Here is a 12,833-nt window from a genome sequence, read left to right as displayed (position 1 = left end):
GTTAAATTCAAGACTACGATTAAGACAATAATAAACATTCGTCCCAATCAAGGCTATTTTCAGTTAATATAGACATTAGTACCATACCAATACCAGAAACCCCACCAAGAATATCGGTTTCTCTTTCATACTTATTATCTCCTCTATGAGCTTTAAAACCTGCTATTCCATCTGTATAAACTGATTTACTTAGACCATCGTTTAGCCAATATATATAAGCTTCTTTTAGACTATCAATTTTTGTTCTGTCATAAAACTTTTTAAATATAAGTGCCAATCCAAATGAACCATGGCATACACTTATATCCTCTACCATAGATATAGATTTATCTTTCCTTTTTAAAGACTTGTGCAATAATTCTATATACTCTCTTTCTACTTCTTCATTATTAAGTATTTGATTTGCATGATAAAGTGCTATTGCAATTCCCAAATCACCATAACACCATGCCATTCTACTAATATCTTCTTTATTATCATAATCTATGTTATTAAGACTTACTTTAGAAGGAAAACTTGAAATATTTTCAAAAGTTTTGTATTTTAAAATAAAGCTAACAGATTGTTCTAAAAGATTTTTTATTCTTTCCTTCTCGATATTGACATTGTATACTTTTGCTAAAAAACAAATAATACTTGGAATACCATGTGCTAAGCCTAGATTAATATGTTTGGGTTCTTGATTATTCTCACATTCCCAATATATAGTATTATTATATTCAATTGAAGATTCTTCAAAAAAATTAATCAACTGATAGATGTATTTTAAATATTCTTGTTTATATTTATCATTATTTGTATTCTTACATCTCTCTAAAAAATACATTCCATATCCTATAGCTCCGTGTAAAAAATCATAATTATTACTATCAATATCTTTTTGCATGTATACAGCAAGATACTCATCCAACTGAGCAACATTATCATCTATGTCAAATTCGATAAAATTATTTTTAACTAAATAGTCAAGCAGCCATATAGTACCAGCTAACCCATTACAGAATGTAGTTCCTATACTTCCAGCATTTATTTTATCAAAAAGTTGATAAACATATTCTTTACCAACTTCAGAATAAATGATATCATCGGAATATTGAGCGTAATGAAATAAAAACATTATTATTCCAGAGCTTCCTCCCAAAATGCCTATACTATTATCTTCATTCAAATACCGTTCATCTAGTAATTCTGATGAAATTTCTTTTAATTTTATAATTGCCATTTGAGCAGTTTCTACATCTGTATCTTTTATCATAAAAATATTATTGTGATCTAATAAAAATAAGATTTATTAATTAATAACATCACTATTTATCACCTTTATTTTCTCAATAAGATTTAAATTTTAAAAAAATAAAAGTACAGTCAGCTAAATAAAAAAAACCGCCCAAAGGCGGTTTAGATATAGTTTGAAATAAATCTTAGTTTTTATCCCAGAAGACTTTAGTCGTTAGCTTATCTCCTCCGATTGCCGCGGCAGCAGCAGCATAATTTGAAGGGTTAGTTGTCGTTTCTCTTACCGGGTATTGTAATCTAACCGGAACTTTACCTTCAGCCTGAGATACCGCTGTTGGTGGAGCAGTTAAAGTTGGATAATCAAGTCTTTTCCAGAAGTTCCATGAAACATTAGGTTGATTATACATTGCTACCCATGCCTGGTCTCCTATTGATTTTTTCCAATTAGTTGCATCATAAGGCTTAGAAGCAATATAAGTATTAGCATCTGCATCCGTATACCCCCACTCCTTGAATGAAGCTTTTACAGCATTCTGATATGCTGCAGGAGCCTGTGCAGGGTTCCATCTTGCAGCCACTTCAGCAAGATAGAAAGCCACCTCTGTATAAGTTAATATTGTACCTGGCGTATTGGGGGTATAACCAAACATACCAATGTGAGACTGGGTCGCAAAACTTGCAGTTATACCAATCGGCGCACCAATATATTCGCCTGATTTTGTTGGCTGGTAATATGCCGAGATTCTTGGATCATTGTTTGCCTTCATACTGTTAATAAGTGTTACTGCTCCAACAAAATCATTTCTACCACTTGCTTTAAGGTTTTGGTATAACTGATTAAAGTTAGGGGCTGCAATTTCATAAGGAAGCAATGCACTATCGCTGGCAGAAGCAAAAACTCCTCCTGCAATTGCTTTGTCAATAGTACTCTTTGCCAATGAAGGATTAGCATCTGCTAGTGTAATACCAAATTTCAGCAACAGTGAATTTCCAAATTTTTTCCATTGCCCGGGAGATCCTTTATAAATAACATCGGCATTACCAAAACTTGCAAAAGAAGTATCCAAATCTGCTATATCCTTAGTAACACGTGCGATAAGATCGGTATAGATATCTGCTGCCTTATCATAAGCTGGTAACGGATTACCAGCTAAGTCATTCGCAGCTTTATAAGGTACATCACCAAATGTATCTACCATATCTCCAAAAACTATACACTGCAAAATATCAATAACTGCCAGTTGATTTTTTTTAACACCCGGCCACGTAGCAAGTTCAGAAGGAGTAGGCTGATACTTGTTAATAATATCTTTTGCCTGTACAAGATTTTGTAATACATCTCTGTAATTTGCCTGCCATACATTATTGGAAATATTTCTTGTAACAAAATCATAGTTACTTTCATCTGCATAAGAAGCTTCTTGCCAATATTGCATTACCAGTCTGAAATTATTAGTATTAACACCAGGTGTATTTAAATAATCTCCAAGTGCCTTTTGTGAAAAAGTAACTAATGTTTCAGGCTTAGCCGAATAGAAACTATTAGGGTCAGTATTCATATCACTTGTATTACATCCGCTAAGAAATGCCAAAGCAGAAAATAAAAGCGATGTCTTAATTATATATTTTTTCATTTTTTATCAATTAAAATTTTAATCTTTTAGAAATTTACTTTCACATTAAAAGAGAATACTCTTGTCGCAGGCATAACCCCGGATTGGAATCCTTGAGCATTTCCAGAGCTTAATCCAGCTTCCGGATCTGCATAAGGCACATGCTTTTTGATAATCCAAAGATTATTCCCAACAGCACTGAAAGTAACTCCCTGAATAAATGTATTTTCAAGCATTTTCTTAGGTAAAGAATAAGAAATTGAAGCTTGTCTTAGTTTTACAAAAGATGCATCATAAACAAATACTGAATTTGGCATATTTGAATATCCTAAGTAGCCATTAGCACTTGTATCTAGTCTTATATTATTAGGTGTTCCGTTAGGCAAAACTCCTGGCAGAATAATCCCGCCACCATTTGCAATGGTATTACGGATTGGATTTCCAAGATCATTTACACCAATAGATTCAGGATAAAGTCCTGTCGTCTGCCCATAATATTGATCTAAAGAAAATACATTTCCACCTTGTCTCACATCTATCTGAAACCCTACGGAGAATGATTTATAAGTAAATGTATTGGTTATACCTCCAAACCATTTTGCCTGGATATTCCCAATTACATTATTGGTTGTAGACGTAAGTATATATTTACCATTTGAACCTACAGTTCTTTGTCCGTTTGTATAAACAAAATCTTTTCCTTTAATAGTTCCGTACGGGTCCTGTAAACTTGCATTAATTGTTACCCCTCCCTGATAATTACCCATTGTAATATTCTCAACTCCGTCAGCTAAAGATGTCACATTAGTATATGGGTTAGACCAGTTAGCATTAATATCCCATTTAAAATTCTCCGTTTTAATTGGGGTTACATCTAGTGAAATCTCCCAGCCTTTAGTCCTTAAATTACCAACATTTTTAACCTGTGTAGAAATACCTGTAGCATTAGAATAAGGTAACGCCAAAATCTGGTCATATGAGTCATTCTTAAACCATGCAACATCAAATCCTATCCTGTTTTTCAGAAATTTCATATTAAGACCAAGCTCTGTTTGTCTGGATCTTTCTGGTCTCAGATTAGGATTACTTGCTCCTGTAGTATAATAATAAACTGGTAAATTATTAAATGATGTTGTTACATAGTACTGATTCAACAATTGGTTTGCATCTGTATCAGAACCTACTTCTGCATAAGAAGCTCTTAATTTACCAAAGCTTAATATTCCACCTTTCAGGAAACTCCAGTTAGAAAACACTAAACTTCCGGATCCTGAGTAATACCAGTAAGCACTATTAGCTGTTGGAAGAGCCGAAGACTGGTCTCTCCTCACAGTTCCTTCTAAATAGTACGTACCTTTGTAACCCAATGAAGCTTGTGCAAATACCCCAATAATTCTTTTAGTTATATCTATTGTTTGAGGTACAGCTGGTACCGAAACTGAATTTGCTACTGTATAAACTCCTGGGATTAATAATCCCCCAGAGGTTGACTGTGAATTGCTATAAAAATCACGAACATTTAAATTAGTTCCTAATAATCCTGTTAAACTAATTTCATTTGCAAAATCATTTTTGTAAGTTGCAATGAAATCATAATTCGTTTCTCTCTGCTTGATATTCATTACCGCAAAACCTGATGGTTGAGTAGCAGTCGTTCTACCAAACCCCATTGCTGCTGCAATCGATCCTATAGCTTTTCTATCCTCCATTCTGGTTGTATAACCATCTGTACCAACTCTTGCTAATAAATTGATATGCTTATCTATATCATAACTCAAACTAAAATTACCTGCAAATCTTTCACGAGTATCATAAGAGAAGTTTTGATATCTCTGAAAATAAGGGTTATTCCAATATTGTGGAGTTATATCATTTCCATTTGTAATGTTCCATGAATAATTACTCTGCGACATATTATAGAAATCGCGCTGATCATAAATATCAACATTTACTGGCCACCATTGTCTAAACCCACTGATAAGGTTTCCGGAATACCCTGTATTATTACGCCCTGTTACTTGTTGTGAAACATAAGTTGCATTGAAAGTTGCATTTAACTTATCTGTGAATTTATATGTTGCACTACCATTAACAGTATTCTTATTCAGTTTAGAATTAGGCAGAACATCTGTACCATTCTGATTTTGATATGATAGTCTGAAGCTCCCCTTATCATTACCTTGGGATAAGGAAATATCATTAGTATACATCGCTCCGGTCTCGAAGAAATAAGAAGGATCATGCTTTGCAGCAACCCACGGTGTTTTTTGTCCAAAAGTACGAGATCCTGGAATAAATGCGCCGTATTGCCATATTAATAAATTTGGATCAAACTGTGCCCCATAAGATGCATCCACCTGGGTAGGAGCCATTCTCTCTCCGTTGTAATTCTCAAATCTCTTATCTCCGGCAAATCCATATACATAACCCTGTCCTTGGCCATATTCTTTCTGATAGGTTACAAATGTAGATTTATCGATTGCAGATACTGCAATCGAAGAGTTATACTCTATACCAATATTATTACTTTTTTTACCTTTTTTAGTTGTAATAATAATTGCACCATTCTGTGCCCTAGACCCATAAAGTGCTGTAGCAGCAGCTCCCTTCAGAACATTTATATCTGCTATATCATTAGGATTAATATCAGAAACAGTGTTTCCAAAATCGTATCCAGGAGAACCATTTAACTGTCCACTTGTATTATTATTTGCATTAATAATAGGTACACCATCTATTACATATAATGGTGAGTTTTGTCCCAATATCGAACGATATCCTCGGAGTACTACATCTACAGAACCTGCAAAGTTTCCCACTCCTTTTACTTGCAATCCAGAAACTTTCCCAGATAGTCCTGCAGTAAAGTTCGTAACAGGATTTCTAGCAAGATCTTCTGCTTTTACCTCTTGTGTAGAGTAGCCAAGTGCTTTCTTCTCTCTTTTAATACCAAGTGCGGTCACTACAACCCCCTCAATATCTTTTGTTTTAGTAGAATCTTGTTTCTTCTGAGCATTAACAAATACAAAAGAAGAAGACAAAACCACTACCAAAACACTGTTAGTTAGTTTCTTCATATCAAATTAAATTTTAACTTTTACAAATATGTGAAAGTTTATTAACATGACAAAACAAAAAATTAACAACAAATTAACTTTTTTATAATCAAAACAAATTCATCTAAAAAAATACAATCAAACAATCACACAAAAGACCTCTACTTATACACTAATCTCATAAATTATACTTTATTAATAAAATAATATTTCTAAACAATATTTATTATAAATTTGAGTAATTATTAAATAAAAAATTATGAAACACAACATCACAATCTTATTCATATTTGCTTCTTTTATTGGAGCATATGGGCAAGTATCCGGAACTGGAACTTGGACAACCACAATTCAGGGACCAATTGCACCTGTAGCTAATAATACAGTAATAGAGAATCAGAGAAACCAAAACTACATTAACCGTAATAGAGATAAAAATTATGAGGAATTATCTAATTACAATGACTACATAAAAGTAAAAGAAAGTATTGGGGACAAACCAAAAAAATTAAAAGAACAAGTTTTAAATTTCATTTATCTTAATGAACAAGATAAAGTCCAAATAGACAAAGAAATGGAAAAGCTGACAACAAAAAAGCTGATTATAGAAAAAGATTTATCACAAATACCTGATAAAACATCAAACAAGTATACAGAATCATCAAAAAAGCTTATAAATATCAATCATGAAATTGATAAACTAAATGGTTATCTTAAGCAAAACGCTGAAGAGAATAACAAACTATCTCAGGAATATTATAAATTACCTCAGGATAAAAAATAAAACTTTATACTACCAATAAAAAAATAACTTTCTCCGTGGAGAAAGTTATTTTTTATATAAATTATTAATATTGTTATCTTAACCAGAACGGAGTTGTCTGATTTTTAGTAAAGCAATCCGCAGCACTAATATTAGGGACATTTGAGGAATTCCCTGTATATTCCGAAACCGGATAAATTAACCTATAAGGCTTACGGGGCTGCTGTGCATTACTTGCCAACGGAGTTTCCGGAAATCCAGTTTTAATATAATTAAGATAGGTTTCCATAGGACGATAATTTGCTAATGCAAATAATCTTTGATACTGCAGAGGCTCCAATTTGTTACCTGCCGCATCCCATCCTAAATGAGTATTACCAGTAATTGCTGTTATATAAGTAGCTGCCTGAGCACTGGTTAACCCCCAGAAAGTAAATGAATCTCTGATTCCCTGCTCGAAATATATTTTACCATTTGAGAAATACTGAGGGTATACAATTGCAGCTTCGGCTAATAAAAAATTACCTTCTGATGCTAACATTAGATATCCGTTATCAAGTCCACCAAGAGTATTGGATGCAGATTTATTCAGATTACCACCAAGAGCTGAAAAATCATCCTGAGAAGCCCCTGCAATCTTTCCATTACCTTGAGGTGTCCCTACCAACTCGCCATCAATAGCTATAAATTGTTTTACTCCTCTCGGATCTACAATTCCTGCAGTAGGCTTTGAAGCATCTCCGTTTATTAATTTAGCGTAGTGTTCTGATACCCGAATCTGTGTATAAGTATCATTATCTGTACCTGATACATCTACAGCACCATATCTTCTAAAGAAAGGATTCAACCCTTGATTACTTCCTGCATTATAACCAGGATTAATAGTCACATTGTAAGTAACAAATCTTGTTGCAAAAGGAACTTTATCATTATTTAATTTCGCCAATTCACTTGTAACAAATGATTTAACTGCCCCATCAGTAGCATTAGACATTCTCAACAACATTCTTAGCTTGATAGAATTTGCAAACTGTCTCCATTTAGCTATTTGTGAACTACCTCCAAAGATAACATCTTCACTCGCTTTTACCTGTGTATCACTATTTATCGGAGTATTATCTATAGCATCTATAGCTTCATTTACTCCTTTAATAAGGTCCATATAAATAGCTTCACCTTTATCATATTTTGGAGCTAAATTTGATTGCTGCTTAAATGCATCAAAATAAGGTGCATCTGAATAAAAATCTACAATATAATGTAAATAATTAGCCTTTAATATCTTTGCTATAGCCACATGTAAAGGCAAACTTTTTGCAGAAGACCCATCAATAATTGCCTGAAGGTTAGCTACTGAAAGATAAGTATTATTCCATAGTTGATTTCTGAAAGCACTGTTCAAATTTAATGAGCTTTCGTTAGGATAAACATTTGCCCATTGATAATTATTCCCTGCAGTTGTATTCATCCAGAAATTTGAAAGTTCAATCAGGTCACCAGTTTGAGCATCAAAAGTTGACGTTTCAGCTGCTGCTAATTTTTGTCTTGCCGGAACATTTCCATCAGGAACGGCATTGGGTGATATATTATCATCCAAACGACTACATGAATATATTGAAAAGACTGCTCCTGCTATTAAAAATATTTTTTTCATAACGATTCTAATTAAAAATTTAAATTAAGACTAACACCATAAGACTTCAGCACCGGATACTGACTTGATGTACTAAGCCCTTGCGCATTACCATTTGTAAATGAAGTATCAGGATCATTATAATTATCATTTCCTTTTGCTAGTTTAGTAAATGGATTTCTTGCATGTATTCCTATAGTAAATCCTGTCAGACCAATTGGCTTAATAACCTCTGCCGGGAAAGAATAACTTAGTGCTATTTCTCGAATTCTAAATACTGTAGCATCTATAATAAAGTTATCTGCAATATTTGTATAAACATTAGAATAATATGAAGAAACACCAGAATAATTATCTCCCCCTGTCTTCACTGTGGTATTTGGAACATAATTTCCTGAAGCATCTTTATAAACAGAGTTTGGCATTACGAAACCACCTTTGGTTCTATCAAAATCAGCAGATTCCAAAAGCTCTCCAGAGAATGCAAATCCATTCTTAGCTCCTGCAAAAAATTTCCCCCCTTTACTATACTCTAATACTGCACTTAGCTGGAAGCCTTTATAATTTAAACCTGTTGTAAATCCTAATTTATACTTAGGATCAACTTTCCCATAACTCTCTAGCGTGCTGGTATATAGAGGGTCTCCAGTATTTGCATTTACAATAATTCTACCCTGAGGATCCCTTTGATATCCTGTTCCTTTTAAAATGATTCCTTCTCCTTTTTTAGCATATACACCCGCAAACGTGTACCCCCCTAAGAATACTTCATCAGTATCATCTGTAACTTTTAATACATTGGTATCAAATGTTGTTAAAGACATACCAATATCCCATTTAAAATCTTTTGAATTAAATATTTTAATATTCAAATCTGCATCAATACCACGATTTCTTAACAAGCCTATATTCATCGTTCTTAGTGTAAGACCTGATGTTCTTGAAGTAGATGCATTAGTAATCAAATCATTAGTATCATCTTGATACAGGGAACCTCCAAAGGTAATTCTATCTTTTAGGAAACCCAATGCAATCCCAATTTCCGCCTTTTTTACTTTTTCAGGCCTGATATTAGGATCTGTTTGAGAAGTACGTACAACGAAGCTTAAGTCTCCTTTATATGGGAAACCATAACCTAAATCGGATAAATTCTGAATAGCATATGTTCCAATTGCTGAGGAACTGGTAGTTGTGCCATAATTACCAAATATCTTCATATAGTTTAGTACATTACCACCAAAATCAAAAGCTTTAGTCGGTATAAATGAAACCCCTACAGAAGGGAAAAAGTAGCTATTATTATTTTTCGGCAAAATTGAAGACCATTCATTTCTTGCTGTTGCATTCAAGAATAAATAATCTTTATAAGCCAAATCTAAGTTTGCAAATAATGCATGAACATTATATCGCGTAGTACCATTATTTAAGTTATATGGAATTGTAGGGTTTGCCAAATTCCATACCTGATAAAATTGCGGTATAATCATCCCAGTTCCTCCGGCTGTAGTAATTGAATATTTATACTCTTGATAGTTATGACCTGCATTTACTCTCAAATTTAAATCATCTGTAAGATCATAATTAAAATTCGCAATAAAATCACCATAATAACGCGCCAACTGGCTATTATACTGATTATATGATGAAGTAATTGCTTTAATCTGTGATCCTAATAAAACATTGGAATAACCATTATTATAGGCCTTATATTCCGAAGAAGTTAGCTGTAGACTACCTCTATATAGTAAATCAATATTTTTATTAATTTTATACCCTACACTTCCAGTAGCATTAATGAAATAACTTGAGTTGTTATTTCTCACATTGTCTATATACCAATATGGATTTCCATAATATTTATTCCATCCATAAGCAAAATCTCTATGCTCTTTCCATCTGGTAATAGGAATATCCGATGATGATTGCAATAACCAATAGTATATATCAGGTGTCGTTTGTGATGTATATGATTTCTGAATATTTACACTTCCGTCAAAAGACCACTTATCAAACTTAATTCCTGCTTTAAACAAAGCTGTAGTTCTTTCTAATTTATCTTTATCTACAACAAATCCTCTCTGTGTGTTATTTAACGACATTAACAAATAAGAATTCTCTCCTCCGACATTTGCAGTTATTGTATTCTGATACAATGTACCATTAACAAAAAAGTCTCTTGCATTATCTTTACCGTAAGGTGCAAATGGTGAATAAATAGAAGCAGGAGAATCCGGTGTATCCGCACCAGTATTAGCATTTATTGTAATTTTGCCATCCCCATTATAATCATATAATGGGATACCATAGGGTAAAAGTTTTCCTGCATATTTAGGATCATCAAAAGCCGGCCCCCACGCCCCATTTTCTACAGAAATACGATCTCCATCCCATCCTTGTCCATATTTAGTCTGGCGTTTAGGAAGATACGCAGGTGATTCAAAGTCTACAGAACTATTAAAGGTAACATTCATCCTCCCTCCTCTGGCGCCTCTCTTAGTAGTCACTACAACAACACCATTAACCCCTTGGGAACCATAAAGAGCTGAACCTTGCGCCCCTTTTATAATGTTGATCGACTCAATTACATCTGGAGGAAGCTGTTGCAGAGCTGTAGCTGTAGAAATTACATTGTCTATAACTACCAAAGCTTCATTACTACCCGTAATTGTTCTTTTACCACGGATAATAATACTGTTTGTACCATCAACACTACTATTTGTTTGGCGGATTTGAACTCCCGATACTTTTCCTTGCATTGCAAGAATTGGATCTGGGTTAGACGCTTGTCTTAATTCATCACCTTTTACGACTTGTTGAGCGGAAGTCTGTGCATCTTTAGATTTCTTAATCCCTAACGCACCCGTAATAACAACTTCTTCAATACTTTTAGTTTTAGCAGAGTCCTGTTTCGTCTTTTGTGCAGAAACCATTACAAAAGCCGAAGACAAAACTACCACCAAAACACTGTTAGTTAGTTTCTTCATATCAAATTAATTTTTCACTGTTTCAAATATGTGAATTTTAATTAACATAACAAAAGAAAAAATTAACATTTTTTTTATAAATTAAAATATATTCAATAATAACTAATAAATATATATAAAATAAATGTAATAACAGAAATAAAACAAACAAATAACACATAAAATAAAAAACCAATAATATAATAAACAATTAAACATTATCATATTACAGATAGAAACAACACTAAAATAAAATTAATTATAACAAATTAACATATTAAATATAAAATATCACAAAAACAAAACAATAAAACAATTAATATAATCACATCAAAAGCCCCAACAAAAAATCACATAGACACATATTAACCAAAAAAACATGTAATTCGCATCCTATGGTTTAGTTTTTTTTATTCCAAATACTATAGATGCTAGAAGGAAGTAAATTCATTTTCAGCAAAATATTAGCCCTAAATCACCTTCACAATATTCACACAATTACTTAGAATAAGTAGTAAAGTAAATCACACTACAAAACTTATTAGCTTTACTATTACTATTGGTAAATGAACTTCTTCCTAAAACACTATTAGCCTGTCTCTTTATATCAAATTATTATTCATAAACTCTAAGATTCATAAAGTTTATACAATATCAACAAAAGATTATTTTTTTTCTAAATAATTCAATATATTTGAAGTATTAATAAAAAAATAAACACCTAAAAAAAGGATAAATTATGGATTTGATAAAAAATTGGCAAAACAAATATATAGAAGCCGGATGCGATGAAGTTGGAAGAGGCTGTTTAGCGGGACCTGTAGTGGCAGCTAGCGTTATATTAGATGAAAAATTTAACAATTTTTTAGTTAAAGATTCTAAAACCTTATCAAAAACTTCAATAAAAGAACTTGCAGAATATATCAAAGCAAATGCTCGCGATTATGCTATTGCAGAGCTGCCTCCTGAGTTTATTGATAAGCATAATATTCTAAATGCGAGTATCCATGCTATGCATTTAGCACTCGACCAGTTGAAGGTACGTCCTGAATTTATTTTAGTAGATGGTAACAGGTTTCATCCCTACAATTATATACCCCATCAGTGTGTAATAAAAGGAGATTCCAAAGTTTTAAGTATCGCCGCTGCATCTATTTTAGCAAAAGACTACAGAGACCGGCTAATGGAAAAACTTCATGAAGAATATCCACAATACGGCTGGGCCAAAAACGTAGGCTACCCTACCAAAGCACACAGGGATGCTATTCGGGAATTCGGCACAACACCATATCACAGAATGAGTTTCAAATTACTTTAGATAAAAAAATAATCACAACTAAGTGATTATTTTTTTTATATTTGGTTTACAACCAACTAAATATCACAATATGAAAACATTTTCAAAACTTGCCAATGCAAAACTTTTGGACAAGAAAGGGTTAAGACAAATTACAGGAGGAAAAATATGTGTATGTGGCAGACCATGCCCGGATCCAAACCAACCACCTCCAAGAGAGTGCGACTAAAAAAAATAAAGCCTCGGTTCATGTACCGAGGCTTTATTATATA

Annotated in this window: 8 protein-coding genes; 3 read left to right on the top strand and 5 right to left on the bottom strand. The window is 32.9% G+C overall.

Annotated features, from left to right (window positions below):
• Positions 1-19: 19 nt before the first annotated feature.
• The 3 genes from BAZ10_RS06700 to BAZ10_RS06690 all read right to left on the bottom strand — a co-directional run bounded on the left by BAZ10_RS06700 (position 20) and on the right by BAZ10_RS06690 (position 5,926).
• Entirely contained in the window at positions 20-1,255 is a 1,236-nt protein-coding gene (locus tag BAZ10_RS06700; protein WP_078771412.1) for a lanthionine synthetase C family protein, read from the bottom strand.
• Between the two features lie 166 nt (positions 1,256-1,421).
• Positions 1,422-2,870, bottom strand: a complete 1,449-nt coding sequence (locus BAZ10_RS06695; RefSeq protein WP_078771411.1) for a SusD/RagB family nutrient-binding outer membrane lipoprotein — start codon at positions 2,868-2,870, stop codon at positions 1,422-1,424.
• Positions 2,871-2,896: 26 nt separating this feature from the next.
• Positions 2,897-5,926 (bottom strand): SusC/RagA family TonB-linked outer membrane protein, encoded by a 3,030-nt coding sequence (locus BAZ10_RS06690; protein WP_078771410.1) that lies wholly within the window; start codon positions 5,924-5,926, stop codon positions 2,897-2,899.
• Positions 5,927-6,164: 238 nt separating this feature from the next.
• Between BAZ10_RS06690 and BAZ10_RS06685 the strand changes: the two genes are divergently transcribed.
• Positions 6,165-6,689: a hypothetical protein gene (locus tag BAZ10_RS06685; RefSeq protein WP_078771409.1), complete on the top strand. Its 525-nt coding sequence runs from the start codon at positions 6,165-6,167 to the stop codon at positions 6,687-6,689.
• Positions 6,690-6,762: 73 nt separating this feature from the next.
• Here BAZ10_RS06685 and BAZ10_RS06680 read toward each other — a convergent pair whose 3' ends face one another.
• Positions 6,763-8,322: a SusD/RagB family nutrient-binding outer membrane lipoprotein gene (locus BAZ10_RS06680; protein WP_078771408.1), complete on the bottom strand. Its 1,560-nt coding sequence runs from the start codon at positions 8,320-8,322 to the stop codon at positions 6,763-6,765.
• An 11-nt stretch (positions 8,323-8,333) separates the two neighbouring features.
• Positions 8,334-11,285 carry a SusC/RagA family TonB-linked outer membrane protein gene (locus tag BAZ10_RS06675; RefSeq protein WP_078771407.1) on the bottom strand — a complete coding sequence of 984 codons (2,952 nt, stop codon included), beginning with the start codon at positions 11,283-11,285 and terminating at the stop codon, positions 8,334-8,336.
• 718 nt (positions 11,286-12,003) lie between these two features.
• Between BAZ10_RS06675 and BAZ10_RS06670 the strand changes: the two genes are divergently transcribed.
• Positions 12,004-12,582: a ribonuclease HII gene (locus tag BAZ10_RS06670; protein ID WP_078771406.1), complete on the top strand. Its 579-nt coding sequence runs from the start codon at positions 12,004-12,006 to the stop codon at positions 12,580-12,582.
• Positions 12,583-12,652: 70 nt separating this feature from the next.
• The gene (locus tag BAZ10_RS06665) at positions 12,653-12,790 is read left to right on the top strand and encodes a hypothetical protein (RefSeq protein WP_059333890.1); all 138 of its coding nucleotides are present in this window, start codon (positions 12,653-12,655) and stop codon (positions 12,788-12,790) included.
• Positions 12,791-12,833: the final 43 nt, after the last annotated feature.

The sequence above is a fragment of the Elizabethkingia occulta genome (assembly GCF_002023715.1).
In the GTDB taxonomy this organism is placed as follows: Bacteria; Bacteroidota; Bacteroidia; order Flavobacteriales; family Weeksellaceae; genus Elizabethkingia; species Elizabethkingia occulta.
This window is presented reverse-complemented; position numbering and strand designations above follow the sequence as displayed.

Excerpts from the sequence above, each read along its gene's own strand:
- BAZ10_RS06675 (WP_078771407.1), bottom strand. The coding sequence starts at position 11,285 with ATGAAGAAACTAACTAACAGTGTTTTGGTGGTAGTTTTGTCTTCGGCT.
- BAZ10_RS06695 (WP_078771411.1), bottom strand. The coding sequence starts at position 2,870 with ATGAAAAAATATATAATTAAGACATCGCTTTTATTTTCTGCTTTGGCA.
- BAZ10_RS06680 (WP_078771408.1), bottom strand. The coding sequence starts at position 8,322 with ATGAAAAAAATATTTTTAATAGCAGGAGCAGTCTTTTCAATATATTCA.
- BAZ10_RS06670 (WP_078771406.1), top strand. The coding sequence starts at position 12,004 with ATGGATTTGATAAAAAATTGGCAAAACAAATATATAGAAGCCGGATGC.
- BAZ10_RS06690 (WP_078771410.1), bottom strand. The coding sequence starts at position 5,926 with ATGAAGAAACTAACTAACAGTGTTTTGGTAGTGGTTTTGTCTTCTTCT.
- BAZ10_RS06665 (WP_059333890.1), top strand. The coding sequence starts at position 12,653 with ATGAAAACATTTTCAAAACTTGCCAATGCAAAACTTTTGGACAAGAAA.
- BAZ10_RS06700 (WP_078771412.1), bottom strand. The coding sequence starts at position 1,255 with ATGATAAAAGATACAGATGTAGAAACTGCTCAAATGGCAATTATAAAA.
- BAZ10_RS06685 (WP_078771409.1), top strand. The coding sequence starts at position 6,165 with ATGAAACACAACATCACAATCTTATTCATATTTGCTTCTTTTATTGGA.